The organism is Streptomyces cacaoi (assembly GCF_006539165.1).
In the GTDB taxonomy this organism is placed as follows: Bacteria; Actinomycetota; Actinomycetes; order Streptomycetales; family Streptomycetaceae; genus Streptomyces; species Streptomyces cacaoi.
In genome coordinates, this window is the sequence record NZ_BJMM01000003.1 from 51,823 (window position 1) to 75,981 (window position 24,159).

Annotated in this window: 24 protein-coding genes; 20 read left to right on the plus strand and 4 right to left on the minus strand. The window is 75.3% G+C overall.

Annotation, left to right across the window (positions count from 1 at the left end; genetic code table 11):
- The first annotated feature begins 69 nt into the window (after positions 1-69).
- From SCA03_RS03515 to SCA03_RS35925, 13 genes are all read left to right on the plus strand, one after another.
- Positions 70-1,656 carry a phage tail sheath family protein gene (locus tag SCA03_RS03515; protein ID WP_086815365.1) on the plus strand — a complete coding sequence of 529 codons (1,587 nt, stop codon included), beginning with the start codon at positions 70-72 and terminating at the stop codon, positions 1,654-1,656.
- A 38-nt stretch (positions 1,657-1,694) separates the two neighbouring features.
- Positions 1,695-2,135, plus strand: a complete 441-nt coding sequence (locus SCA03_RS03520) for a phage tail protein (protein WP_030884459.1) — start codon at positions 1,695-1,697, stop codon at positions 2,133-2,135.
- Complete coding sequence (locus tag SCA03_RS03525) at positions 2,132-2,662, plus strand: hypothetical protein (protein WP_030889724.1); 531 nt, start codon at positions 2,132-2,134, stop codon at positions 2,660-2,662. Before SCA03_RS03520 ends, SCA03_RS03525 begins: the two co-directional genes overlap by 4 nt.
- Positions 2,659-2,817, plus strand: a complete 159-nt coding sequence (locus SCA03_RS34955; protein ID WP_018492281.1) for a DUF6760 family protein — start codon at positions 2,659-2,661, stop codon at positions 2,815-2,817. Before SCA03_RS03525 ends, SCA03_RS34955 begins: the two co-directional genes overlap by 4 nt.
- Positions 2,818-6,172: 3,355 nt before the next feature.
- Entirely contained in the window at positions 6,173-6,424 is a 252-nt protein-coding gene (locus tag SCA03_RS03530) for a hypothetical protein (protein ID WP_141275197.1), read from the plus strand.
- A 159-nt stretch (positions 6,425-6,583) separates the two neighbouring features.
- Positions 6,584-7,012 carry a phage tail protein gene (locus tag SCA03_RS03535; protein ID WP_086818312.1) on the plus strand — a complete coding sequence of 143 codons (429 nt, stop codon included), beginning with the start codon at positions 6,584-6,586 and terminating at the stop codon, positions 7,010-7,012.
- Positions 7,013-7,178: 166 nt separating this feature from the next.
- Positions 7,179-7,850, plus strand: coding sequence for a CIS tube protein (locus SCA03_RS03540; protein ID WP_051845884.1), 672 nt, complete (start codon positions 7,179-7,181; stop codon positions 7,848-7,850).
- Positions 7,847-9,628: a VgrG-related protein gene (locus SCA03_RS03545; RefSeq protein WP_086818311.1), complete on the plus strand. Its 1,782-nt coding sequence runs from the start codon at positions 7,847-7,849 to the stop codon at positions 9,626-9,628. Before SCA03_RS03540 ends, SCA03_RS03545 begins: the two co-directional genes overlap by 4 nt.
- A gap of 236 nt (positions 9,629-9,864) precedes the next feature.
- Positions 9,865-10,179, plus strand: a complete 315-nt coding sequence (locus SCA03_RS03550; RefSeq protein WP_030884474.1) for a PAAR domain-containing protein — start codon at positions 9,865-9,867, stop codon at positions 10,177-10,179.
- Complete coding sequence (locus tag SCA03_RS03555) at positions 10,176-10,610, plus strand: GPW/gp25 family protein (protein WP_030884477.1); 435 nt, start codon at positions 10,176-10,178, stop codon at positions 10,608-10,610. The genes SCA03_RS03550 and SCA03_RS03555 overlap by 4 nt, the downstream gene beginning before the upstream one ends.
- Positions 10,610-12,577 carry a putative baseplate assembly protein gene (locus tag SCA03_RS03560; RefSeq protein WP_086818310.1) on the plus strand — a complete coding sequence of 656 codons (1,968 nt, stop codon included), beginning with the start codon at positions 10,610-10,612 and terminating at the stop codon, positions 12,575-12,577. The genes SCA03_RS03555 and SCA03_RS03560 overlap by 1 nt, the downstream gene beginning before the upstream one ends.
- Complete coding sequence (locus SCA03_RS03565; RefSeq protein WP_030884482.1) at positions 12,574-13,134, plus strand: phage tail protein; 561 nt, start codon at positions 12,574-12,576, stop codon at positions 13,132-13,134. The genes SCA03_RS03560 and SCA03_RS03565 overlap by 4 nt, the downstream gene beginning before the upstream one ends.
- A 713-nt stretch (positions 13,135-13,847) precedes the next feature.
- Positions 13,848-14,453, plus strand: coding sequence for an NADase-type glycan-binding domain-containing protein (locus SCA03_RS35925; protein ID WP_230988500.1), 606 nt, complete (start codon positions 13,848-13,850; stop codon positions 14,451-14,453).
- 98 nt (positions 14,454-14,551) lie between these two features.
- Here the strand turns inward: SCA03_RS35925 and SCA03_RS03575 are convergent, their stop codons facing one another.
- The gene (locus SCA03_RS03575; protein ID WP_030884487.1) at positions 14,552-15,319 is read right to left on the minus strand and encodes a YqjF family protein; all 768 of its coding nucleotides are present in this window, start codon (positions 15,317-15,319) and stop codon (positions 14,552-14,554) included.
- A gap of 185 nt (positions 15,320-15,504) precedes the next feature.
- On the opposite strand from SCA03_RS03575, the gene SCA03_RS03580 reads away from it, so the two are divergent.
- The 6 genes from SCA03_RS03580 (at position 15,505) to SCA03_RS03605 (ending at position 19,995) form a co-directional block, all read left to right on the plus strand.
- Entirely contained in the window at positions 15,505-16,320 is an 816-nt protein-coding gene (locus SCA03_RS03580) for a HipA family kinase (protein WP_030884488.1), read from the plus strand.
- On the plus strand, positions 16,317-16,730 hold the full coding sequence (locus SCA03_RS03585; protein WP_230988471.1) for a DUF3037 domain-containing protein: 414 nt from the start codon (positions 16,317-16,319) through the stop codon (positions 16,728-16,730). The genes SCA03_RS03580 and SCA03_RS03585 overlap by 4 nt, the downstream gene beginning before the upstream one ends.
- Before the next feature lie 134 nt (positions 16,731-16,864).
- On the plus strand, positions 16,865-17,626 hold the full coding sequence (fabG, locus tag SCA03_RS03590; RefSeq protein WP_030884493.1) for a 3-oxoacyl-ACP reductase FabG: 762 nt from the start codon (positions 16,865-16,867) through the stop codon (positions 17,624-17,626).
- A 26-nt stretch (positions 17,627-17,652) separates the two neighbouring features.
- Complete coding sequence (locus tag SCA03_RS03595) at positions 17,653-18,429, plus strand: SDR family oxidoreductase (protein WP_030884495.1); 777 nt, start codon at positions 17,653-17,655, stop codon at positions 18,427-18,429.
- A gap of 193 nt (positions 18,430-18,622) precedes the next feature.
- Positions 18,623-19,300 (plus strand): uracil-DNA glycosylase, encoded by a 678-nt coding sequence (locus SCA03_RS03600; protein WP_030888104.1) that lies wholly within the window; start codon positions 18,623-18,625, stop codon positions 19,298-19,300.
- Between the two features lie 182 nt (positions 19,301-19,482).
- Complete coding sequence (locus SCA03_RS03605; protein ID WP_030884499.1) at positions 19,483-19,995, plus strand: hypothetical protein; 513 nt, start codon at positions 19,483-19,485, stop codon at positions 19,993-19,995.
- A gap of 156 nt (positions 19,996-20,151) precedes the next feature.
- Here the strand turns inward: SCA03_RS03605 and SCA03_RS03610 are convergent, their stop codons facing one another.
- The 3 genes from SCA03_RS03610 to SCA03_RS03620 form a co-directional block, all read right to left on the minus strand.
- On the minus strand, positions 20,152-20,757 hold the full coding sequence (locus SCA03_RS03610; RefSeq protein ID WP_230988472.1) for a hypothetical protein: 606 nt from the start codon (positions 20,755-20,757) through the stop codon (positions 20,152-20,154).
- Between the two features lie 231 nt (positions 20,758-20,988).
- Positions 20,989-21,930 (minus strand): GlxA family transcriptional regulator, encoded by a 942-nt coding sequence (locus SCA03_RS03615; protein WP_086815580.1) that lies wholly within the window; start codon positions 21,928-21,930, stop codon positions 20,989-20,991.
- A gap of 181 nt (positions 21,931-22,111) precedes the next feature.
- Positions 22,112-22,783 (minus strand): TetR/AcrR family transcriptional regulator, encoded by a 672-nt coding sequence (locus tag SCA03_RS03620; RefSeq protein WP_141275199.1) that lies wholly within the window; start codon positions 22,781-22,783, stop codon positions 22,112-22,114.
- Between the two features lie 121 nt (positions 22,784-22,904).
- Between SCA03_RS03620 and SCA03_RS03625 the strand changes: the two genes are divergently transcribed.
- Positions 22,905-24,149 (plus strand): FAD-dependent monooxygenase, encoded by a 1,245-nt coding sequence (locus SCA03_RS03625; protein ID WP_030888097.1) that lies wholly within the window; start codon positions 22,905-22,907, stop codon positions 24,147-24,149.
- The last annotated feature ends 10 nt before the right edge of the window (positions 24,150-24,159 follow it).

Below are 24,159 nucleotides of genomic sequence, written 5' to 3' on the forward strand. Positions count from 1 at the left end.
CCTACTGCCCGCGTCCGCCGCCGGACGAGACTCGGCAGCGACCCAGTGGCCCACCTGATGGGAGCGAGCATGCCGTCGTACCTCACCCCGGGCGTCTACGTGGAGGAGGTGCAGTCCGGAGCCCGGCCCATCGAAGGTGTGGGCACCGCGGTCGCCGCCTTCGTCGGGTTCGCGGAGTCGGGCCCGTTCCACCGGCCGACCCTCGTCACCAACTGGGACCAGTACACCCAGGTCTTCGGCGGCTTCACGGACGGCACCTACCTCGCACACGCGGTGTACGGCTACTTCGCCAACGGCGGCGGCACCGCCTACGTCGTCCGTATCGGCGGACCCGCCGAGGACGCACCCGGCGCCGGAGGCGGCGGCACCACGGCGCCCGCCGTCGCCCCCGTCCCCGCGCCCACGGCGCTCGGCGGCTTCCTGGTGTCGGTGCGGCCCGGTGTCGAGGGGACGGTCTCGGTCGAGGTCGCCGACCCGGAGGGGGACAACCCGCCGGAGGACCGGTTCCGGCTGGTGGTCCGGCTGGGCGACAAGGCCGTCGAGACCTACGACGCCTCGGTCCGCAAGAACGTCAAGAGCTATCTCGTCACCCAGGCACGGGAGTCGAAGTACGTCGAGATCACCGAGCAGTCCGGCGCACCCCAGACCCGGCCCGAGAAGCAGCGCCTCGCCCTGGCCCCCGCACCGCCCGCCGAACCCGCGGGAACGTCCACGGCGGGCGGTGCGGTCCCCGACGGCCCGGTACGGCTGGACGCGAGCGAGTACGTCGGCGACGCCGCCGCCCGCACCGGCTTCGCCGGCCTGGAGACGGTCGACGAGATCACGATGGTCGCGGTGCCGGACCTGATGAGCGCCCATCTGCGCGGCGACCTCGACGCCGAGGGTGTCAAGACCGTGCAGCTCGCGGTCCTTTCGCACTGCGAGCAGATGGGCGACCGGGTGGCCGTCCTGGACGCACCGCCCGGTATGAACGCACAGCGGGTCCGCACCTGGCGCAACGACGAGGCCGCCTTCGACTCCCGCTACGCCGCCCTCTACTACCCCTGGATCAAGGTGTTCGACCCGGCCACCGGCCGCAACACCCTCGTCCCGCCGAGCGGGCACGCCGCCGGGGTATGGGCCCGCAGCGACGGCGAACGCGGCGTGCACAAGGCGCCCGCCAACGAGGTCGTGCGCGGCGCCGTGGATCTGGAGATCCGGCTGAGCAAGGGCGAACAGGACCTCCTCAACCCCATCGGCGTCAACTGCATCCGGGCCTTTCCCGGCCGGGGCATCCGCATCTGGGGCGCCCGGACGCTCTCCTCCGACCCGGCCTGGCGCTACCTCAACGTCCGCCGGCTCTTCAACTACCTGGAGGAGTCCATCCTGTTGGGCACCCAGTGGGTGGTGTTCGAGCCGAACGACGACCGGCTCTGGTCGAGCATCCGGCGCAACATCACCGCCTTCCTCACCGAGGAGTGGCGCCGTGGCGCGCTGTTCGGCAGCACGGCCGCCGAAGCCTTCTATGTGAAGTGCGACCGCGACAACAACCCGCCCGAGTCGATCGACCTGGGTCAGGTCGTGTGCGAGATCGGGGTGGCGCCCGTGAAGCCCGCCGAGTTCGTGGTCTTCCGGCTGGCCCAGTTCTCCGACAGCACGAGCCTCGTCAACGAGTGACCCGCAGGGTCCGGTACCGGGAAAGGTGACAAGCATCCATGGCTGAGGGCGACGCTCTTTCCACCCATGTGTTCGGCGTGCAACTGGGCGGCTATCTCGTCGAATCCATCCAGGAGGTCAGCGGTCTGACCGTGGAGGAGGAGGTCGTCGAGGTCCGCCAGGTCTCCTCCGACGGCAAGCAGATCATCCGCAAGCAGCCCGGCGCCCGGCAGTCGGGCGAGGTGACCATCACCCGCGGCCTCGACAAGAGCAGCGAATTCACCAAGTGGATCAAGGAGACGCTGAACAACGGCGCCGTCGACACCGCGCGGCAGAACCTCACGATCGAGATCAAGGACTCCACGGGCGAGACGATCCGCCGTATCCAGCTGATGCAGGGCTGGGCGAGCAAATGGGAAGGACCGTCCCTCAAGGCCGGCGAGTCCAGCGCCGCGACCGAGAGCGTGACGATCACCTTCGAGGAGATCGTGGTCGAATGAAACGCAGGAAGGTCTCCACCAGCAACCTCGAAGAGTTCCTGGAGGCCACCGCGCCGTCCGGGCAGCGCGACGCACCGCACGAGGCCGCACCGTCCGCCCTCCCGCAACCGGCGCCGTCCCCCGCGGCGGAGGCGCCGGCGGGCGGCCGAGGGCCCACGCCGGGCACCGAGTTCACCTTCGAGCTGCCGCGCGGATACGTCGACGACGACGGCACCGTGCACCGCACCGGCGCCATGCGGCTGGCCACCGCGCGGGACGAACTGCGGCCGCAGATCGACCTGCGCGTGAAGGAGAACCCGGCCTACCTCGGTGTGGTGCTGCTGAGCCAGGTCATCACCCGGCTGGGCACCGTCACCGATGTGCACGCCGGAGTCGTCGAGCGGATGTACGCCACGGACGTCGCGTTCCTCCAGGACTTCTACCGCCGCATCAACAGCGAGGGCCACACGCACGCCGCCGTGACCTGCCCCCTGTGCCAGGGCTCGTTCGAGGTGGACCTGTCCGGTGGGCGCCTGGGGGAATCGTGACGTACGCCCTCCCCAGGCTCCGGGAGGAGATCGCGTACGTCGCCTACCACTTCCATTGGCAGCGCGAGGACATCCTCGACCTCACCCACGCGGAGCGTCAGCAGTGGGTGCGGGAGATCGCGCGGATCAACACCCGTGTGAACGAAGGCGGTTGATCAGGTGGGGTTCCTTTTTCGGAGACGGCGGCGCAGCGGGGCGGCGGCAGCGCCGGCGCGCGAGGCGCGCGAGGCGCGTGGGGCTCGCCCGGACCGTGGAGTCCGCGAGGCGCGCGGAGTTCACCAGGCGCGGGAAGAGCGTGGAGTGCGTGCGGAGCCCGCCGGGGAGCGTGCGGTGTCCGGTGGTGCGCCCCCGGCCGCCGTCGACGGCTGGGACGGAGGATGGCGGCGGGTGGCCCCGCCGTCCACGACGCTCTCGTCCGGCGCCCTCGGCGTCAGCGACGGCCTGCGCTTCCGGTCCTCGCTGGCCTCCTGGCAGAACCCCCGGTTCGGTACCGGGCTCGGCCACGCGGTGCTGCCCTCCGCGCCCCCCGGCCTGCTGCACGGCGTCGCCCGGCCGGTACCGCCGAGCGCCACACCGCCGCGCCCCGCATCACCCCGGAGCACACCACTGCTCCTGCGCGCCGTGCGCCCCGCCCCGGGCCCGGACACCACCGCCGCGCAGGGGACGGAGCCCGCAACGGTTGTGCAGCGTGCGGTGGTTGAGCCCGGCTCCGGGGGCGCGGGCGTGTCGGGGTCGGGCCGTACGCCGGGGCAGGGGCGCACATCGGGGCCCGGTGCGGGGTCCGGCGCCCGGCGCACCGGGGCCACCACCGCTTCCCGAAGCCCCGGATCGGGCTCCCCGGGGTCTGCTTCCCCGGGTTCCGGCTCCGGCCATACAGGATCCGGTTCCTCCCGTTCCGGGCACCAGGGTTCCGGCGTCACAGGTTCCGGCCAGGGCTCCCGGGGCGCCGGAGCGACGGGCACGGGCACAGGTACAGGCACCCACGGCTCCGGCCGCTCCGGATACTCCGGTCGCCCTGACCACTCCGGCCGCCACGGGTCCGGGACGACGGGCTCCACCAACCAGGGTGCGGATGCCGGGGGTTCGGGTCGGGGGCACGGTTCCGGGGCGACGGGCTCTGCCGACCGGGGCGCCGGGCCGCGCGAGTTCGGTACACCGGGCTCCGGCCGCCAGGGCCTCGGGAACGCGGGCTCCGGGAACTCGGGCCCCGGGGCGGCGGGTTCGGGGAGCGCGAGCTCCGGGACGGCGGGCGGTTCGCGGGCGGTACGGCCTGCCGCTGTGCGTCCCGTCCGCACCGGGCCCTCGCTGATCGTGGCCCGGCGCCCGGCCGTGCCGCTGCGGACACTCGTCGCCCTCCGGCCGGACGGTGCGCAGGACCCCGACGACTCCTCGCCCGGCTCCCGGGCGGGGCGCGCCGCCACGGCCCACGGCGATCCCCTCCCGGAGGCCGCCGGACGGCGACCGGCGGACGCCCCACCACCGGGCGGGACCGGGGGAGCGGAGCCGTCCGTCCAGCGCGCCACCGTGGACGGAGCCGTACGGCCCACGCCGGGGGACGGGCACGGGAACGAGCCCCGGGACGGGATCGCGGAGGGGGCCGCGGACGGGGCCGGTGGGCCGCGCCGGGTGCGGCCCGGTCTGGGCGCGCCGTTGGGCGCGCTGCCTCCCGGCGCCGTACCGGCACCCGCGTCCGGCGCCGGCGGCCCCTCCGCTCCGGAGCCGTCCGCCCCGCTGCCCGTGGTGGGCCGGGACACCACGGCGTCCGTACAGAAGGCCCCGGAGACGGGCGATGCCCCGCAGCCGAAGCCGCAGGAACCTGCGGGGCGGACGCCCGGGGCCGGTGGCAGGACCGCCGGAGCCGGGCCGTCCCGGGCGGGGGACACCCGTGCGAACGAGGTGTCCCGGGACCGGCGGCCCACCGCGCCCGGAGCCGAAGGCGAGCCACCGGGCTCCGGGGGAAGCGGGCCCCGGCCGCGTCGGGCGGGCATCGGTGCGCCGCTGCCCTCGCTGCCGTCCACCGCGACCACACCCGGCCCGGCATCGTCTGCCGCCCGCCGGGCCCCGGTCCAGCGCAGTGCAGCCGACGGCGCGGCCCCGTCGACCGGTCCGGCCGGGCAGCGGTCCTCCGGTGGGCTCTCCGGCCGTCCCTCCGGTGCCGGGCGGCCCGGCGGCGGTCCTTCCCGGGCGGGGGCGGGGAACCCGGCAGGCGCCCCCGCGTCCCCGGCGGGACCCGGCGCCACACCGGGCGGGCCCGGCGGCCGGGGACAGGGGCGTGCGGCGACCCCGGGCACGCCCTCCGCCCCCGTGCAGGCGCCCGGGCGGAGGCCCGCGCCGGTGCCGCTGCCCGCGCCCCCGGGACCGTCGGCGCGGCCGGCCAGGGCACTGCTCGGCGAGCGGTCCCTCGCGCTCAACTCCGCCCGGCCGGAGGCGTTCTCGGCTTCCGCGCCGGTTCCTCCGCAGGGCCCGCCGCTCGTCGTGCCGCTCGCCTGGCGCCGTACGGAGTCCGCCGGTCCCGAGCCCGCCGGGGACAGCGCGCCGCTGCCGGTGCAGCGCGCGGTGCGCGGTGCACCGGCGGCGGGGTCCGCCGACGGTGCGGCCTCCTCGCGCCGGGCCGCGCCGGGCCGCCACGGCGACCCGTCCTCCGCACGGTCGCGCGCCGCTCGCCGGCCGTCCCGTGCGCACGGCGCCGACGCCGCGCACCCCGACGCGTCCGCCTCCGGGAACACGGGAGCATCCGCTGCCGGGAGCACGGGGCACGCGAACCACTCCGCCGGTTCGGGCGGCTCCCCGGCCGGAACCCGTGGCACGCCGGACGGCACCCCGCCGGGCGCCCGGCTCCCGATGCCCGGCGCCCGGGCGGCCGTGCACCCCGTGGAGGGCGCGACGGCGGTGCAGCGCCGCACCGTTGCCGGTCAGCCGACCGTCCCCGGCCCGCCACCGTCGGCCGCTCATCCGCACCCGACGGCCTCCGGCGGGGGGAGCACCGCACCGGGCACGCTTCCCGGCCGCCCCGGACCGTCCGCGTCCGTCGTCCAGCGGGCGCCCCGCTCCGCAGGGGCAGGACCGACCGGAGATGCCGGTTCCGCTTCGGCGCCGCCGCCCGTCCCCGTCGTACGCCCCGCCCCGCCGGCCCGGCCCGCAGCCACCGCCGGCGCCGTATCCGCTGGATCCGCTGGATCCGCTGTACCCGCTGTACCTGCCGTACCCGGGACGGCCGTCGCACCGGCGCCCCCGGCCGCTCCGCGCGCACCCGCACCGGAACGGCCCCCGCCCCGCGCCCCGTTCGCGTCCGCCGCGGGAACCTTCGCGGGAATCCCGGCGCCGGACACCGTCGCCGGGCCCGCCACGACGGACCTGCCCGTGCGGGCCGTCCAGCGCGCCCCGGCGGAAACGCACGGCAGCCCGCACCCGGTGGCGCAACAGCCGGGCCGCGCAACGGAATCCGGGCGTGCGCCCGGCGCCGACCGCCCGGGGCCCGGCACCGACGCACGGGCCCTGGCGGTGCAGCGGATGGCCGAGGCAGGGCTGTCCGGGGTGCCCGCGACGCCGGTTCCCGCGCCGGCGCCGCACCCGTCCGCCGGCCGTCCGCCGGGGTCCGAGCCGGACGCCCACCAGCGGGGCTCCGGGGGCGCGGGCGGTGCGGGCGGTACCGACATCGAGGAACTGGCCCGGCGCCTGATCGAGCCGGTCGGCCGGCTGCTGCGCGCCGAGCTGCGGCGCGACCGGGAACGCGCCGGGCGGCTGTACGGCGGCCGACGCTGACCGCCGGCACCTCCGGCGGACGGCGGCGGCCCGGTGGCCCGGCGGACGAACGGGCCGGCGGAACCGGCGGCCGGGCGGCATCGGGGCGCCACCGGGGCGCCACCGGGCCGGCACAGCGCGGTACGGAGAGAGACAGGGAGAGGCAGGGGAGAGGCAGGGATGGCGACGGACAGCATCTTCGCGACGAGCGTCTTCTTCACGCTCGCCATCGGCGGCAACGATCTGGGGGCGTTCCACACCTGCTCCGGGCTCGGTGCCGAGGTGGAGATGGAGACCTACGCGGAGGGCGGCAACAACGGCTTCGCCTGGCAGCTCCCGGGCCGGATCACCTGGACGAACATCACGCTGAGCCGCCCGGTCACCAAGGACACGGCGAAGATCGCGAAGTGGCTCGACGAGATCCTCACCCGGGTCGAGCCGAAGGACGGCGAGATCGTCGCCCTGCGCCCCGATCTGGGGCGCATCGTCGGCTGGCAGGTCCTCGGCATCGTTCCGGTGCGCTGGCAGGGGCCCTCGTTCGACCCGGCCAGCTCCCAACCGGCGGTCGAGACGCTGGAGATCGCACACGAGGGGCTGCGGCCGTCATGACCCGGTACGGGAGCGGCCCCGGAAGACCCCGCGCGCCCGTCGCGTCCACCGCGCTCATCGCGGCCCGCGCGCCCGTCGCGTCCCCCGCACCCCGGAGCGGACCGGAAGGAGGAGCCCTGTGCCATCCGCATCCCGGAAGAGCCGTGCGCGCGCTCGGTTGACCATCATGGAACCGCCCGCGGCCGTCGGCGCCCGGCCCGGCGGCACCCTCGCGCGGCTGTCGCTCCAGTTCAACCCCGCGACGCTCGCCCTGAGCAAGCGGACCGAGTGGCGCCGCACCCCGTCGCGCATGGCGGGGCAGTCCGCGCTGCCGGAGTTCGTCGGCAGCGGGCCGCGCTCGCTGTCCCTGGACGTCTTCCTCGACGCGACGGCCGCACACGACAACTCGGTCGAGAAGGCGGTGCGGCAGCTGATGACGGCGTGTGTGCCCACGCGCGCCAGCCTGGCCCGCAAGAAGCCGGCGAGCCCCTGGGTGCGCTTCGACTGGGGAACGTCGAAGACGACCTCGTTCGACGGCGTGCTCAGCGATCTGTCCGTCTCCTACACGCTGTTCGACGTCGACGGGACGCCGCTGCGGGCCACGTGCAGCCTCAGCATCGAGGAGGCGAGCGTCGACCCGCCCGGCCAGAACCCCACCTCGGGCGCGCGCGAGGCCCGCAGCACGCACCGGGTGGTCGCCGGGGACAGCCTGCCGCTGCTGGCCTGGCGGGAGTACGGCGACCCCACCGCCTGGCGCACCATCGCCGAGGCGAACGACATCGACGACCCGATGGTGCTCACGCCCGGTACGGAGCTGGTCGTACCCGGCACGGCGGACCCGGCGGGGGAGGAGACATGAGCACTCCGCAGGCCCGCGGCGGGCGCGCCTTCGCCGCCGACCCGGTCGTCGAGATGCCCGGCGAACTGCCGCGGCACTGGGTGACCCAGCTGGTCAGCTGTGTCGTCGACGAGAACGTCGGGCTGCCCGACGCCGCCGTGCTGACCTACCGCGACCCGGACCACGAACTGCTCGCCGCCACCGGCGTCACCCTCGGCACCCGGCTGAAGGTGTCCGTGGTCACGGCCCAGGGGAACGCCAGGGAACAGCTGTTCAGCGGGGAGGTGACCGCCGTCGAGCTGGACAGCGACACCACCGGTTCGTTCACCGTCGTGCGGGCGCTCTCCCGGCTGCACCGGCTCCAGCGCGGCCGGAAGGTGGTGGCCTACCGCAACATGACGACCGCGGCCATCGTCCGCAAGGTCGCCGCGGGCGCCGGACTGGCCGTCGGGCGGGTCGAGGCGGCGCGGGTCACCCACAAGCAGCTGTCCCAGGCCAACGTCTCGGACTGGGAGTTCCTCCAGCAGCTCGCGGGCGAGAGCGGCGCACAGGTACGGATGGACGACAAGGAACGGCTGGAGTTCGTCCGCCCGGAGCGCGCCGCCTCGGCGCCCGCACCGTCCACCCCCGCCACCAGCAGCCCGCTCGTCCTCCAGTACGGCCGCAACCTGCTCGCACTGCGCGCCGCCCTCACCGGCTCCGAAGGCGCGGCCCGCGTGGAGGTCCGCGGCTGGAACGTGGAGACCAAACGGCCGTTGACGGCGCGGCAGCCGTCGGTGCGCAGCGACACCGTGCGCCCCGGTATGAACCCCTCGGAGGCGAGCAGGGCGTTCGGCGCCACCGCCCGGACGACCGTCGCCGACACGCCCTACCGCACCCAGGCCGAGGCCGCCGCCGTCGCCGACTCCCTGGCGGACGCGGTGAGTTCGGGGTTCGGCGAGGTCGAGGCGGTCGCCGAGGGCGATCCCCGGCTGCGTGCCGGCCGGGCCGTCGCCCTGGGCAACGTGGGCGCCGACTTCTCCGGCCGCTACACGGCGACCGCGGCGCGGCACGTCCTCGAACCGCACGGCGGATACCGGACCACGGTGTCGGTGAGCGCCACCCCGGACCGCTCGCTCGCCGGGCTGACCGCCGGTGCGGCCGCCCCGGCCCGCGGCCCGCGCATGCCCGGCCTCGCCATCGGCGTGGTCACCGACATCCGTGAGGCCGCCGGCGGCCAACGCGGCTGGGTGCGGCTGACGTTCCCGTGGCTGGACGACGCGTATGTGACGGACTGGGTGCGTACCGTCCAGTGGGGCGGGAAGGGCGGCGGCGGTGTCTTCAGCCCCGAGGTCAACGACGAGGTGCTGGTCGGCTTCGAGCAGGGGCTGCTCGACCACCCGTATGTGCTCGGCGGGCTGTACAACGGGGTCGACAAGCCGTCACCGCACGAGGTGCCGCTCGTCGACCGCACCAGCGGCAAGGTCAACCGCCGCTCGCTGGTCTCGCGCAAGGGCCACCGGCTGGAGCTGCTCGACACCCCGCGGGGCGTCTCCGGCGTCCGGCTGGCCAGCGGCGACAAGCGGCTGACGGTCACCCTGGACGAGCGGCGCGGCGAGATCGCCCTCAACGTGTCGGACCGGAGCGGGGCCCGTTCCCTCAGCTCCCTGACGCTGTCGCAGTCCGGCATCACCCTCGACGCGGGCACCGGAGAGGTCCGGGTGAAGGGGCGCGCCGTCACCGTCGACGGCACCTCGCGGCTCTCGCTCGACGGCGGGCTGCTGGCCACGCTCAAGGCCAAACTCATCCGCCTCAACTGACGCTCCCCTGCCCGCCGTCGACGCACGACCGACCGCACCGCCCCGACCGACGCACGACCGACCGCCCCGCACCGCCCGACCTTTCCCCCGATTTTCCGCCCGACCTTTCCCCCGATTTTCCGCCCGTCCTTTCCGACCGAAGCGCGGCCGACCGGACCGCCCCGACCGATCGTTGCGACGGTACGCCCCGCGGCGCACCGTCCCTGTGCCCCACCGGAGCAAGGAGAGTCACCACGATGCCCCCCGCAGCCCGCACCGGAGACGCCACGTCCGACGGCGGCGTCATCGGCACCCCGCCGCCCGGCAGCATGCCCCGCGTCTCCACCGTCCTCGTCGCCGGCCGGCCCGCCGCCGTCGTCGGAAGCATGGTCACCTGCGCGCCGCACGCCGAACTCGGGCCGGCGAACGTCCTGTTGCCCGACCCCGCGACCGCCCTCACCGGCCAGGTGCTGATCGGCGGACTGCCCGCGGCGTGTGTGCGCAACCCCACCGCGTGCGGGGCGAGAGTGGTGAGCGGGGCACCCACCGTGCTGATCGGGGGGCCGCTGTGAGCGACCGGTTCATCGGGCGCGGCTGGGCCTTTCCGCTGCGCGTCGGGCCGACCGGCGGCATCGGCATGGTCGAGCGCGACCGGGAGATCGCGGAGGCGATCCGGCTGGTGCTGGGCACGGCGCCCGGCGAGCGGCCGATGCGGCCCGAGTTCGGCTGCGGCATCCACGACCACGTCTTCGACCCGACGGACGGGGCCACCGCCGGGCGGATCGCCGAGGAGGTCCGGGTGGCGCTCGACCGCTGGGAGCCGCGCATCGAGGTCACCGATGTGACCGTCGCGTTCGACGCCGTCGACGACGGCACCCTCTACATCGATGTGCGCTACACCGTGCGGGCCACCAACGACCGGCGCAATCTGGTGTTCCCCTTCTACTCGATCCCCTCGGCACCGGAGGCGGACCCGTCCGCGCGGGACACGGGGGTGCGCTGATGGCGCTGCCCTCACCCCATCTGGACGACCGGCGGTTCCAGCAGCTCGTCGACGAGGCGAAGCGCTATGTGCAGCAGCGCGCGCCGGAGTGGACCGATCACAACGTCTCCGACCCGGGCGTCACCCTCATCGAGACCTTCGCCTACATGGTCGACCAGCTCCTCTACCGCCTCAACCGGGTGCCCGAGAAGAACTACGCCGCCTTTCTCGACCTGTTGGGGGTGCGGCTCTTCCCGCCCACGGCGGCCACCGGCGAGGTCGACTTCTGGCTGTCGGCGCCGCAGCCCGAGACGGTGCTGCTCCCCGCCGGAACGGAGGTGGCGGCGCCCTCGCGGGGCGAGGCCGAGGACGTGGTGGTCTTCTCCACCACCGAGGAACTGCCCATCGTCCCCAGCGAGTTGACCCGGCTGGTGACCTCCCCCGCCTCCGGGGAGCAGACGGACCGCACGGGCACCCTCGCCGAGGGCGCGGACGTCCCCTGCTTCCAGGCGCAGCCGGCGGCGGGGGACGCGCTGCTGTTCGGGCTGCCGACGGCCGTGCCGCGCTGCGTCGTCGTGGTGCGGCTCGACAGCAGGGTCGAGGGAGTCGGCGTCGACCCGCGCCATCCGCCGCTGGTGTGGGAGGCATGGGACGGCGCCCGGTGGGCCGGGTGCGAGACCGCGTCCGACACCACCGGCGGCCTCAACCGGCCCGGCGAGGTGGTGGTGTTCGTCCCGGCGGCGCACACGGCCTCCGTCGTCGCCGGTGTCCGCGCCGGCTGGCTGCGCTGCCGGGTCACCCCGCCGGAGCGCGGCCAGCCGTTCTACTCGGAGTCGCCGACGGTCCGGGAGGCCGAGGTGTTCACCGTCGGCGGCACCGCGACGGTCGAGCACGCCGAAACCGTGCACGACGTCCCCCTGGGCGTCTCCGAAGGGATCCCGGGCCAGCGCTTCACGCTCAGCAGGCCCCCGGTGCTGCTCGACGGCGCGCCGCCCGTCGTGGAGGTGTCGTCCGGCGAGGGCTGGCAGACCTGGACGCCCGTCGAGCACTTCGGCGCCTCCGCGCCCGGCGACCGGCACGTCGTGATCGACGCCGCACACGGCGAGTTCGCCTTCCCGCCCGCGGTACGCGAACAGGACGGCACGCTGCGCACCTACGGCGCCGTGCCCCCCAAGGGCGCCCGCCTCCGGGTGCCGCGCTACCGCACCGGAGGCGGCGCCGCCGGCAATGTCGCGCGCGGCGCGATCTCGGTGCTGCGCAGCTCGGTTCCGTACGTCGCCAGGGTGGACAACCGGGAGGCGGCGCGCGGCGGCGTCGACGGCGAGACCGTGGAGAACGCGAAGCTGCGGGCGCCGCACATGCTCCGGATGCAGGAGCGGGCGGTCACCGCCGAGGACCACGAGCGGATCGCCCGGCAGGCCGCGCCCTCGGTCCGCCGGGTGTGCTGCCTGCCGGCCCGCGCCGGGGAGGCCGGTGCCGTGCGCGTCCTGGTCGTGCCCGACGCGGTCGCCGACGACGGGGACCGGCTGCGGTTCGAGCAGCTGATCCCCTCCGAGCAGGTGCTCTCCGCGATCGCCGCACAGCTCGACGAACGACGGCTCCTCGGCACCCGGCTCGTCGTCGAACCCCCCGCCTACCAGGGGGTCACGGTCGTTGCCCGGCTCGTCGCCGCACCCGGGGACGTGGACCGGGTGCGCGAGGAGGCGACCGACGCCCTCTTCCGCCATCTCGACCCGCTGGACGGCGGCTCCCAGCACACCGGTTGGCCCTTCGGCCGCGCCGTGCAGTACGGGGAGGTCTTCGCCGTGCTCCAGGGCGTCGCCGACGCCGTCCTGGTCGAGGAGGTGCTGCTGTTCCCCGCCGATCCCATCACCGGGCGACGCGGCTCCCCGGCCCAGCGGATCGACGTGGCGCCCGACGCGCTCGTCTTCTCCTACCGGCACCAGGTCGTCGTCACCGCCGCCGGCGCACCGGAGGACGCCGGATGACCCGCGCGGCGATACCCGGACTCCCCACACCGCACCCGATCGGTGAGCAGCTGCCCGCGCTGTACGCCGACGACGCCTTGGCGCAGCGGTTCACCGCCGGGCTGGACACCGTCCTCGCCCCGGTGTTCGCCACCCTGGACAACCTTCCCGCCTACTTCGATCCCCGGCTCGCCCCCGCGGACTTCGTCGACTGGCTGGCCACCTGGGTCGGTGTCGAGCCCGGGCGGATGCCCGAGGAACTGCGGCGGACGCTGGTGGCGCGCGCCGTGGAGCTGCACCGGTGGCGCGGCACCCGACGGGGCCTGGCCGAACGGCTCCGGCTCTGTCTGGGCGTCCACGCCGAGATCGTCGACGGCGGCGGGGTGACCTGGTCGACCACGCCGGGCGCCGAGCTGCCCCCGGAACCCTCCGGCGAACTGCTGGTGCGGGTCCGCCCGGCGGAGGGCCGCCCCGTGGACGAGCGCGAGGTGCTCGACCTCGTCACCGCGTCCTGTCCCGTCCATCTCAGCTGCCGCGTCGAGATCCTGACCGGCCCGCCCGCCGACGGAGGGAACTGACCATGCGCTCCTGCCCGGCCTGCGGAACGGCCAACGGGGAGACCGACGACTTCTGCGGCAACTGCGGTGCGTACCTGGGCTGGTCCCGCGGCACCACCACCCCCGCCTCCCCTCCGGCCGACCCCGCCCCCGCCTCTCCTCCGGCCGCGCCCGCCCCTCCCTCCTCTCCGGCCGGCGACGGCCCCGACTCCCCTTCCTCCGCGAGGGATTCCGGCTCCCCCTCGTCCGCGAGCGGTTCCGGCGCTCCCTCTGCCGCCGGCGGCTCCGCCTCGCCTCGCGGCACGCCCGCCCCCGCCTCTCCTCGCGGGGCGAGCGGTTCCGCCCCGGCGCCGGACGCCGCCCCGCCCCGGCCGCCGGACGCCGCCGCCCCGGACGTCCCCGCGTCCGGGCCGCCCGGACCGGACGGAGCGCCGCGGCCCCCGGGTCCGTCACCGCGCCCCGGCACGGGACCGGCCCGGCGCCCGCCCGAACCGTCCCCCGTGCCGCCCCGGGTGCCGCCGGCCGGGGCACCCGGGCAGCGGCAGGACGGCGACGACGACGGTCCGGTGGGCGCCGTCCAGCCGGCCAAGCCCGTCGCCCGGCGCCCGGTGACCCGTACCCCCGTGGCGGAGGACCGGTCCGACGGCCCGCCCTGCCCGTCCTGTGCGACCCCGAACTCTCCGGAGCGCCGGTTCTGCCGCCGGTGCGCGGCACCGCTCCGCCCCGCCGAGCCCGTGCCGAAGCTGCCGTGGTGGCGCACGGTGTGGCCGTTCCGGCGCCGGGTGCGGGGCGGCTCCGGCCGGCTGGTGCGGGGCCTCGTCGTCCTGGGCGCGGTGCTCGGGCTCGTCGCGGGCGGCTTCCTGCTGTTTCCGGCCGGCCGTACCGCCGTCGAGGACATCCGGGACAAGCTCGGTGACGCCGCCGAGATCAGCCCGGTGAAGGTCACCGCCGACGCGCAGGTGCCGGGACACCCCGCCGGCGACGCGACCGACGGGGTGACCAACACCTACTGGGGCACCCCCGCGCCGGGCGCCACCGTCTCCTGCCGGTTCGCCCAGCCGTTCCGGCTGGTGGCCGTGGTGGTGCACACCGGCGCCTCCAAGGAACCGGCGGAGTTCCGCGCACAGGCCAGGCCCGTGCGCGCCGACCTCGTCGTCCGGGAGGAGGACGGCACCCGCCACACCAAGGAGCTCACCCTGAACGACAAACCGGGGCCGCAGACCGTACGGACGGGTATTTCCGACGTCGTCGAGGTCCGCTTCGTCGTGCGGGCGGCGGCCGGCACGGGCAAGGGCCGCCATGTCGCCCTCGGCGAGCTGGAGTTCCGCAAGCGCAGCTGACGACCGCACCCGGCGTCCGGCCGCCGTGCCCGACCGTCCCGGCCGGGGCATGGAGGCCGCGCCGGGCCCGAGCCGCGCCCGCCGCCCGCACGGCACGGTCAGGGGGTGGGCAGCCCGGCGGGGCGGACGGGCCGGCCGAAGCGGACCGGCACACCGGGGGAGTACAGCACGCTCACCGGCGGCCCGGCCGGCGCCGGCAGACCGGCCGCGGCCACCAACTCCTCGTCGCACTCCAGGAGTTCGGCCCGGTGCAGCGGCCAGCGCGGATGGACGTTGCGCAGATAGACGGAGCGGCCGAAGAAGGCGTTGTGCATGCCCCAGCGGGCGGTCAGGAAGAGTTCGAGTGCGCTCGGCTCCTCGATCCGCTCACCGACCCGCACCGCGAGCCGGCAGCGCGCCCCGCGCGGGCCCGGCCACCGGCGCCTGCTGGTGTAGCTGACGGTGCCGGCGTCGCTGCGGATCGCCATCCGGGCCCACATGTACGGCATCCGGAAGACGCTCCGGGCGATGGCCACCGGCAGCAGCCGCGACGCCTCCAGCGAACGGAACACCACACCGCGCCGGCCGTGCCGGTCCACCGAGTACAGCCGCACATTCGTCTCGGGAAAGGTGCCGAGGTAGGGCACACCCGGCAGCCCGAACCAGCCCACCCGGTACATCCGGAACGCCACCAGACCGACGTAGGTGAGCCCGTCGTGGGTGTCCGGCACGGTCCCGCGCGGCAGCAGGGGCGCCACCTCGGCCGGGTCGACGGCCCAGTGCAGAAAGGACAGATCGAGCCAGGACTGGGTGAGCAGCGGCCCTGCGACCCGGCGCACCGGCTCGGGCGTTATCGGCTCGGCGGAGACAGCAGCATCGGACACCATCTCGGACATCGCCCCAGCGTCGCACACCGGCCCATGGCACCCGCACGGTGGGAGGAAGCGGCAGGGCGCCGCTCGGCTCCGGCCAACGCCCTTCGTCCGGCCCGGCGTCGGCCGCCGCACACGGTGGAGGGTCACGCCGCGTGACGAGCGGACCCCCGGACCACCGGGCCGGATAGCCTTGGGGAATGCTGCCCGAAGTCACAGCCATCCGCTATGTCACCCCGCTGCGCGAGGGTGGCTCGCTCCCCGGGATCGTCGAGGCCGACGATCTGGGGACGTACGTCATGAAGTTCACCGGCGCCGGTCAGGGGCGCAAGACGCTGGTCGCCGAGGTGCTGTGCGGGGAACTGGCCCGCAGGCTGGGGCTGCGGGTGCCGGATCTGGTCCGGATATGGCTCGATCCGGTGATCGGCCGGTCGGAGCCGGACGAGGAGGTGCAGGAACTGCTCAAGTCCAGCGGCGGCCTGAACCTCGGTATGGATTTCCTGCCGGGCGCGCTCGGTTTCGATCCGCTCGCCTACGAGGTCGGGCCCGAGGAAGCCGGACGGATCGTCTGGTTCGACGCGCTCGTGGGCAATGTGGACCGTTCCTGGCGCAACCCCAACATGCTGGTCTGGCACGGCGATCTGTGGCTGATCGACCACGGTGCGACGTTGATCTTCCACCACAACTGGCCGGCGGCGGGGAAGGCGGCGGAGCGTCCGTACGACGCCTCGGACCACGCCCTGGCCCCCTTCGCCCCCGATGTCGCCGCGGCAGCCGAGCAGCTCGCGCCCCTGGTGACGCCCGGGCTCCTCGCCGAGTGCGCCGCGCAGATCCCCGACGAGTGGCTGGCCGACGAGCCCGGGTTCGCGAGCCCGGACGAGGTGCGTGCCGCGTACACCGAGGCGCTGGCCCCGCGCGCGGCCACCCTGCACGAGCGGATCACACTGGGCGAACCGAGCAAGGACCGGCCCTCGCAGGCGCCGGGCTGGCTCACCGGGAAGGACGAGGCCAAGTGACGACGAGCCGAGTGGCGCCGGGCGCCCGCAGCGACCTCGACGTCTTCGAGTACGCGCTGCTGCGTGTCGTCCCGCACATCGAGCGGGGCGAGCTGATGAACGCCGGAGTCGTGGTCTACTGCCGCGCGCGGTCCTTCCTGGCCGCGCGTACCCACCTGGACGAGGACCGGCTGTACGCCCTCGACCCGTCGGCGGATGTGCGCGGGGTCCGTGCCGCGCTGCGTGCCGTCGAGGGCACCTGCGCCGGGGGAGTGGCGGCAGGACAGGCGGCCGGGGAGGACGCGGGGCGCCGGTTCCGGTGGCTGGTGGCGCCGCGCAGCACCGTCGTGCAGCCCGGGCCGGTGCACAGCGGGCTGACCGTCGATCCGGAGGCGGAGGTCGAGCGGCTGCTCGACCTGCTCGTGCGCTGAGTCCCGCCCTGCGCAGACCGGGAAGTGGAGCCCGCAGGGCCACCGTTGACAGGGCGTTGCCCGCCTCATAGCGTCACGTCTGCCGTAGGTACTAAGCGGTTGCTCACCCACTTGAGGCGCGAGGAGAGACCAGCATGTCGACCACCGAGCAGCGAGTCGCGATCGTCACCGGGGCAGCCCGGGGCATCGGCGCCGCCACGGCCGTCCGCCTGGCGGCCGAGGGGCACGCCGTCGCCGTTCTCGATCTCGACGAGAGCGCCTGCGCGCAGACCGTCGCCACCATCACCGAGCACGGTGGCACGGCGCTCGCCGTGGGCTGCGACGTCTCCGACTCCGCACAGGTGGAGGCCGCCGTCGCCCGGGTCACCCAGGAGCTGGGCGCACCCCTCGTGCTCGTCAACAACGCGGGCGTCCTGCGCGACAACCTGCTGTTCAAGATGAGCGACGACGACTGGGACACGGTCATGAACGTGCATCTGCGCGGCGCGTTCCTGATGTCGAGGGCCTGCCAGAAGCACATGGTGGACGCCGGGTACGGCCGGATCGTCAACCTCTCCTCGTCCTCCGCGCTGGGCAACCGCGGGCAGGTCAACTACGCCGCGGCCAAGGCCGGTATGCAGGGCTTCACCAAAACCCTCGCCAAGGAGCTGGGCAAGTTCGGCATCACCGCCAACGCCGTCGCCCCCGGCTTCATCGCCACCGACATGACGGCGGCCACCGCCGAACGCGTCGGCATGGGCTTCGACGACTTCAAGGCGGCGGCCGCCACCCAGATCCCCGTCCAGCGGGTGGGCGCGCCGGAGGACATCGCCAACGCCGTCGCCTTCTTCACCGACGAGAAGGCCGGTTTCGTCTCGGGCCAGGTGCTGTACGTGGCCGGCGGACCGCTCAACTGACCGCACGGCGAAGGAGGGTGAGCGAGATGACGCAGCAGCAACAGCCCGCCGAGCGGCCGGACAGCGGCCGGGTCGCGCTGGTCACGGGCGCCAGCCGGGGCATCGGCTACGCGATCGCGGAGGCGCTGGTCGCGCGGGGCGACCGGGTGTGCATCACCGGCCGCAACGAGGACGCGCTGAAGGCGGCCGTCGAACAGCTCGGCGCCGACCGGGCGATGGCCGTCCCCGGCAAGGCACACGACCCGGAGCACCAGGCCGCGGTCGTCGACCGGATCATGGAGGTCCACGGCCGTATCGACCACCTGGTCAACAACGCGGGCACCAACCCCGTCTTCGGGCCGATGGCCGACCTCGACCTCGGGGTCGCCCGCAAGGTGTACGAGACGAACGTGCTCTCCGCGCTCGGCCTCGCCCAGCGCACCTGGGCCGCCTGGCAGAAGGAGAACGGCGGCTCGATCCTCAACATGGCCTCCATCGCGGGGGTTTCGGCCTCCCCGTTCATCGGCGCCTACGGCATGAGCAAGGCCGCCATGATCAACCTCACCCAGCAGCTCGCCCACGAGTTCGCGCCCCGGGTACGGGTCAACGTCCTCGTACCGGCCGTGGTGAAGACCAGGTTCGCCACCGCGCTCTACGAGGGCCGCGAGGAGGACGCCGCCGCCCGCTACCCGATGGGGCGGCTGGGCGCGCCGGAGGACATCGCCGGCGCGGCCACGTTCCTCACCTCGGACGCGGCCGGCTGGATCACCGGCCAGAGCCTCGTCGTCGACGGCGGACTGGCCCTCAACGCCGGCGTCGAATAGCCGCGATCCACGGTGGACGGCCGCCGCCGGTACCCGCCGGCGGCGGCGCCGCTCCCTCCCCTCGTTCCCGTCCGCCCCGGGTCTTCCACCCCGGTACCCGGCCGCAACGGGCTGTCGGTGCGCGGCGGTACGGTCGTGGCCGAAGCGTGGGCAGCGGGCCTGCGCAGGCGGAACGCATCCGAAGGGGGAGCGCGTGAAGGAAGTGCTGCCGAGGTCCTGGCAGGAGGTTCTCGGTGAGGAGACCGAGAAGCCCTACTTCAAGGAGCTGGCGGAGTTCGTGGAGGAGGAGCGGCGGCACCACCCGGTGTACCCGCCCCGCGAGGAGGTGTTCGCCGCGCTGGACGCCACCCCGTACGAGGAGGTCAAGGTACTGATCCTCGGCCAGGATCCGTACCACGGGCCGGGTCAGGGGCACGGCCTGTGCTTCTCCGTGCGCCCCGGGGTGAAGACGCCGCCGTCCCTACGCAACATCTACAAGGAGATGCACGAGGAGCTGGGCCACCCCGTCCCCGACAACGGCTATCTGATGCCGTGGGCCGAGCAGGGCGTACTGCTGCTGAACGCGGTGCTGACGGTACGCGGTGGCGAGGCCAACTCCCACAAGGGCAAGGGCTGGGAGAAGTTCACCGACGCCGTGATCCGCGCCGTCGCCGCACGCCCCGACCCGGCCGTGTTCGTGCTGTGGGGCAACTACGCGAAGAAGAAGCTGCCCCTCATCGACACGGAGCGGCACGCGGTCGTGCAGGGGGCGCACCCCTCTCCGCTCTCGGCGCGCAGATTCTTCGGCTCCCGGCCCTTCACACAGATCGACGAGGCCATCGCGGCCCAGGGGCACACCCCCGTCGACTGGCGCATCCCCGACCTGGGCTGACCTGCGCGGCGGGCGCCCCTCGCACGCGGCCCGCCCGCCTGCCGGGCGACGCGGGCGGCGGCGGTTAGCGTCGGCCGTACGGCGTCCGCGTGCGTGGTGTGCCCGCACGGCACGCACCGGGCGGCGGGGCCGGGCCCGCGCGGGCCCGGCGCGACCCAGGGCAGACGGACGGGAGGAGCCCCGTGACCAGGTCCCAGCAGGAACCCGCCCACGGCGCGGACGACGCGACGATGATGCGGATCGGGCAGGCGATCATGCTGCACCGGGCCGGCGACCGGGAGGAGGCACGCAACCGCCTCACGGCGCTCTGGGCGGAGGCCGAGGACAGCGGCCATCTCTTCCACCGCTGCACGATCGCCCACTATCTCGCCGACACCCAGGACGACCCGGCCGAGGAACTGCGCTGGGATCTGCGCGCCCTCTCGGCCGCCGAGGCGCTCACCGGGGAGCGCGCCCGCTGGCCCGAACACCGCCGCGCGGTGCGCTCGCTCTATCCCGCGCTGCACCTCAGCCTCGCCTCCGACCACGCCCGGCTGGGAGACGAGGCCGCGGCCCGGCGAGAGCTGGGACGGGCACGCGGCAGCCTCGCGGCGCTGGCCGACGACCCGCACGGCGAGCGCCTCAGGGAGGAGATCGAACGCCTCGCACGCCGGTTGACCGAGGGGCCGGGTCCCGGCGGATACGCGAGGGACTGAACCCCGGCCGGGGCCCGGGCGTGCCGCTGCCTCCCTCCGGCACGGGGTGGGCGCACGCCCCGCGGTGCCGTGCTGCCGTGTGCGGACTGCTGCACGGGTGCGGCCCGGGTCCGAGGGGCGGGGTGATGCGCCGGTCCGCTCGCGGGCAGCTGCTCCCTAACCTCCGTATGCGCTGCGGCAGATGCGGGCCTGGGCGCTGTCCGTCGCCCACCGGCCGTAGGTCTCGCCCAGTTCGCAGACGCCGGTGCCGCGCGGGGCCGGTGATCGCGCCGGTGGCCGTGCCGGCTGTGCCGGCCGTGCCTCCTGTGGCGGTGTTGCCCTGTGCGGCTGCCGTGACGCCGGGCCGGGGGCCGTTCCCGGCGTCCGGTGGTGGTCCGGTGCGCGGTGTGCCGCCGCCGGGTGGCCGGGCGCCGCTTCCGGCTGCCGCGGGGGCCGTGCGCCCGGCGCTTCCTCGGGTGTGCGCGCGCCCGGGGGCGGGGCGCTCCGCGAGCCCTGTGTGCCGGGTCGGGCCGTCCGCTCGTCGTCCGCCGCACGGGAGAGCGCCTCGCGTACCGGTGCCTCGACGAGCTGCGCCGTCGCCCTGTCCTCTCCGGCTCCGGCTCCGGGCGCTGCGCTGCCCGGTGCGTCGCCGGTGTAGGGGGAGCGGCCGGGCGAGGGGTGGACGCCTGCCGCTTCCGGCCGTGTGTCCGGCGCCGCGACGCATCCGGTCGCCGCGCACAGCACGAGGCCGACGACGGCCATGACTTTTGTCGTACCTGACATCCGGGCAACTCTTCACACCGCGGCCGGGCCGGGGAAGTCCCCCGGAGAGTGATGGGGGCGTGCGCCGACCGCGTACCGGCGCACGGGGCACACGGAGACCCGACCGGGCCGGCGGGCGGCGGCCGTCCGGAGGTCTGTCAGGAGGCGACTCGGGAGGCTCGCAGACAGGAGATCCCGGCAGGAGGCCCCGGCAGGAGACCCCGGCAAGGGGCCCGGCGGGGGAGGGGGCTGTCAGGAGAAGGTGCGGCGGTAGGTGCGGGGGCTGACGCCGGTGGTGCGCTTGAAACGGTCCCGGAAGGCGGTCGGGGAGCCGAACCCGACCTCGGCAGCGATGTGTTCGACGGAGCGCGTGGTGCTCTCCAGCAGATGCTGGGCCCGGCGGATGCGGGCGGTGTGCAGCCACTGGAGCGGGGTGGTGCCGGTCTGCTCCCGGAAGCGGCGGATCAGCGTCCGGGTGCTGACACCGGCGTGTGCGGCGATGTCGTCGAGGGCGAGTTCCCGGCCGAGATTGTCCCGCAGCCAGGCCAGCACGGGCTCCAGCTCGGACCCGGCCGGGGCCGGGGTGTGGTCGTGGAGGATGAACTGGGCCTGGCCGCCCTCGCGTTCGAGCGGGGTCACCGAGAGCCGGGCGGCGTCGGCGGCCACGGCGGAACCGTAGTCGCGGCGGACCATGTGCAGACACAGGTCGAGCCCGGCCGCCGCGCCCGCCGAGGTGAGGATCTGGCCGTTGTCGACGTACAGCACACCGGGGTCGACGTCGATCTCCGGGTGGGCGGCGGCGAGTTGGTCGGCGCCGATCCAGTGCGTCGTCGCGCGCAGCCCGTCGAGGAGCCCGGTGGCCGCCAGGGGGAAGGTGCCCGAGCAGATGGAGGCGATCCGGGCGCCGGCGGCCGCGGCCTTCCGTAGCGCGTCACGGACGGTGGGCGGGAGCGGGGCGGCGGCGTCGGCCGTGCCGGGGACGATGACGGTGTCCGCACCCTCGAACCCGTCCAGGCCCCAGGGTGCGCGCAGAGTGAAGGTGCCCGCGTCGATCTCGGGCTCCTCCGCGCAGACGCGTATCCGGTAGCCGGGGCGGCCGTCCGGGGGCAGCCGTGTGCGGGAGAAGACCTCGATCGGGGTGGACAGGTCGAAGGGGATCACCTGCCGGAGCGCGAGGACGGCGACTGTGTGCATGCCCGCAACGTACCGGCCCGCCGCGCACGGCCGCCCACCGCTCCATCTGCTGTCCCCGCCCGCCGGCCCCGCGCTGCGCCTCGCCCCGCCGTCCTCGCCCCGCCGTCCTCGTGCGGCTTCCTCGTGCGGGGCCGCGGGCGGGGCGGGACGCCCCGACGGGGAAGGCCGGGCCCGGGCGGGGTCAGGCGGGGTCGTCCCCGGGGCCGGGTGCGGTCGGGGCGCGCAGCATGCCGTGCAGCATCTCCCGCAGATCGGTGCGCAGTTCGTCCTCGCTCGGCACGGTGTCGTGGAAGAGCCCGGCGGTGCAGGTGAACAGGATCCCCTCGCACCAGGACAGGAGGACGAGGGCATGGCGTGCGGGGTCGGGGGAGCCGGCGGAGCGGAGCATCCCGGCGAGCGGGCCGGCGAAGGAGTCCGTGCCGGTCCGGTCGTACGGGGCGCGCAGTTCGGGGCGGCGGGTGGCCTCCAGCGCCAGCTCGTAGCGGGCCACGAGCAGCCCGCGGTCGCCGGTGAGGTGGCGGTGCAGCGCGGAGGCGAGCAGTTCGGCCAGCTCCTCCGGGCCGGAGGGGGACGGCAGGCCGTCCGGCCCGGCGCCGTGGTGGGCCGGCAGCAGGGCCCGTCCCTCGCGCACCGCCAGCCGCTGCACCGTCGCCTCCAGGAGGGCGGCCCGGGTGCGGGCGTGGTTGGACGTCGATCCGGGCGGCAGCCCGGCCGCCTCGTCCACGGCCCGGTGGGTCAGCCCGCGCAGGCCGCGTTCGGCGAGCAGGGCGATGGCGGTGTCGGCGACCAGAGCGGCGCGGGAACCGGCGGGCGGGCCGGCCGCCGAACCGGCGGGGGTGTCGTGCGCGGGCATGGCAGCAATCTACCCGTGCACTACAGCTGTAGTACGGTGCTGGTTCACTACAGCTGTAGTTCGGCAGGGGTGCGGCGCCTCTCCCGCTCCCGGGCCACCCAGCAACTCACGGAGGAACCTCATGCCCCACGCCCTCGTCCTCGGCGCCGGAATCGGCGGGCTCGCCGCCGCCGTCGCGCTCGGCGACCGCGGCTGGTCCGTCACCGTCCTGGAACGGGCACCCGTGCTCGAACCGGTCGGCGCCGGGATCGGTGTCGCCCCCAACGGGCTGCGCGCCCTCGACGCACTCGGCCTGGGCGACGCCGTCCGGGCCCGGCGCTCCTGGGACGGTGCGGGCGGGCTGCGCACCCCGTCCGGCCGGTGGCTCGCCCGTACGACGCAGGACGCCGCGGCCGAACGCTTCGGCGATCCGATCGTCCTGCTCACCCGCAGCGCGCTCGTCGAACTCCTGCGCTCCCGGCTGCCGGACGGCGTCACCCTGCGCACCGGGGTCCGGGCCACCGTCACCGACCCCGGAGCGGACGACCGGCGGGCCGCCGTCGGGCTCGCCCCCGTGGACGCCCCGGTGGACGCCCCCGAGGACGGCGTCTCCGCGGACGGCGCGGAGGGCACGGCCGGGGGCGCAGGCGTGCCGGAGACGCTGGGCGCCGATCTCGTGGTCGCCGCCGACGGCATCCACTCCGCGACCCGCCGCGCCCTCTTCCCCGCACACCCGGCGCCCCGCTACGCCGGCTTCACCACCTGGCGGTTCGTCACCGAGACGCCCGCCGGACGGTTCGCGCCGCACGAGACCTGGGGCCGGGGCCGGATCTGGGGCACCCAGCCGCTGCCGGACGGCAGGGTCTACGCCTACGCCTCCGCCGTGGCGCCCGCCGGGCACCGGGCCCCCGGTGGCGAACGCGAGCTGCTCGGGCGGCTGTTCGGACGGTGGCACGCACCGCTGCCGGAGCTGATCGGCGCGCTCCCCGAAGCGTCCGTGATCCGCACCGACGTCCACCACATGACCGACCCGCTGCCCGCCCACCACCGGGGACGCACCGTGCTGCTCGGCGACGCGGCGCACGCCATGGCGCCCAACATCGGGCAGGGCGGCAACCAGGCGCTGGAGGACGCCGTCGTCCTCGGCCGGTTCGCGGGCCCGTCCGACGACGTGGTGGCCGCCGCGGCCGCCTACACCGCCGAACGGCTGCCGCGCACCACCGCCGTGGTGCGCCGAGCCGCCCGCGCCGCCCGGATGACGACGCTGACCTCCGTCCCCGCCTGCCTCCTGCGCAACACGGCCCTCGCCGCCGCCGCACGCACCCCGCAGGCGGCCCTGCGGGCGATGGACGGGATCGCCGACTGGCGCCCGCCGCCGCGCACGTAAGCTGACCGGT

What these genes read in the sequence shown, in the direction of transcription:
- SCA03_RS03545 (WP_086818311.1), top strand. Translation starts at nt 7,847, where the DNA reads ATGAGCACTCCGCAGGCCCGCGGCGGGCGCGCCTTCGCCGCCGACCCG.
- SCA03_RS03520 (WP_030884459.1), top strand. Translation starts at nt 1,695, where the DNA reads ATGGCTGAGGGCGACGCTCTTTCCACCCATGTGTTCGGCGTGCAACTG.
- SCA03_RS03525 (WP_030889724.1), top strand. Translation starts at nt 2,132, where the DNA reads ATGAAACGCAGGAAGGTCTCCACCAGCAACCTCGAAGAGTTCCTGGAG.
- SCA03_RS03515 (WP_086815365.1), top strand. Translation starts at nt 70, where the DNA reads ATGCCGTCGTACCTCACCCCGGGCGTCTACGTGGAGGAGGTGCAGTCC.
- SCA03_RS03595 (WP_030884495.1), top strand. Translation starts at nt 17,653, where the DNA reads ATGACGCAGCAGCAACAGCCCGCCGAGCGGCCGGACAGCGGCCGGGTC.
- SCA03_RS03535 (WP_086818312.1), top strand. Translation starts at nt 6,584, where the DNA reads ATGGCGACGGACAGCATCTTCGCGACGAGCGTCTTCTTCACGCTCGCC.
- SCA03_RS03620 (WP_141275199.1), bottom strand. Translation starts at nt 22,783, where the DNA reads ATGCCCGCGCACGACACCCCCGCCGGTTCGGCGGCCGGCCCGCCCGCC.
- SCA03_RS03530 (WP_141275197.1), top strand. Translation starts at nt 6,173, where the DNA reads ATGGCCGAGGCAGGGCTGTCCGGGGTGCCCGCGACGCCGGTTCCCGCG.
- SCA03_RS03575 (WP_030884487.1), bottom strand. Translation starts at nt 15,319, where the DNA reads ATGGTGTCCGATGCTGCTGTCTCCGCCGAGCCGATAACGCCCGAGCCG.
- SCA03_RS03540 (WP_051845884.1), top strand. Translation starts at nt 7,179, where the DNA reads ATGGAACCGCCCGCGGCCGTCGGCGCCCGGCCCGGCGGCACCCTCGCG.
- SCA03_RS03550 (WP_030884474.1), top strand. Translation starts at nt 9,865, where the DNA reads ATGCCCCCCGCAGCCCGCACCGGAGACGCCACGTCCGACGGCGGCGTC.
- SCA03_RS03610 (WP_230988472.1), bottom strand. Translation starts at nt 20,757, where the DNA reads ATGTCAGGTACGACAAAAGTCATGGCCGTCGTCGGCCTCGTGCTGTGC.
- SCA03_RS03580 (WP_030884488.1), top strand. Translation starts at nt 15,505, where the DNA reads ATGCTGCCCGAAGTCACAGCCATCCGCTATGTCACCCCGCTGCGCGAG.
- SCA03_RS03615 (WP_086815580.1), bottom strand. Translation starts at nt 21,930, where the DNA reads ATGCACACAGTCGCCGTCCTCGCGCTCCGGCAGGTGATCCCCTTCGAC.
- fabG (WP_030884493.1), top strand. Translation starts at nt 16,865, where the DNA reads ATGTCGACCACCGAGCAGCGAGTCGCGATCGTCACCGGGGCAGCCCGG.
- SCA03_RS03565 (WP_030884482.1), top strand. Translation starts at nt 12,574, where the DNA reads ATGACCCGCGCGGCGATACCCGGACTCCCCACACCGCACCCGATCGGT.
- SCA03_RS03560 (WP_086818310.1), top strand. Translation starts at nt 10,610, where the DNA reads ATGGCGCTGCCCTCACCCCATCTGGACGACCGGCGGTTCCAGCAGCTC.
- SCA03_RS03625 (WP_030888097.1), top strand. Translation starts at nt 22,905, where the DNA reads ATGCCCCACGCCCTCGTCCTCGGCGCCGGAATCGGCGGGCTCGCCGCC.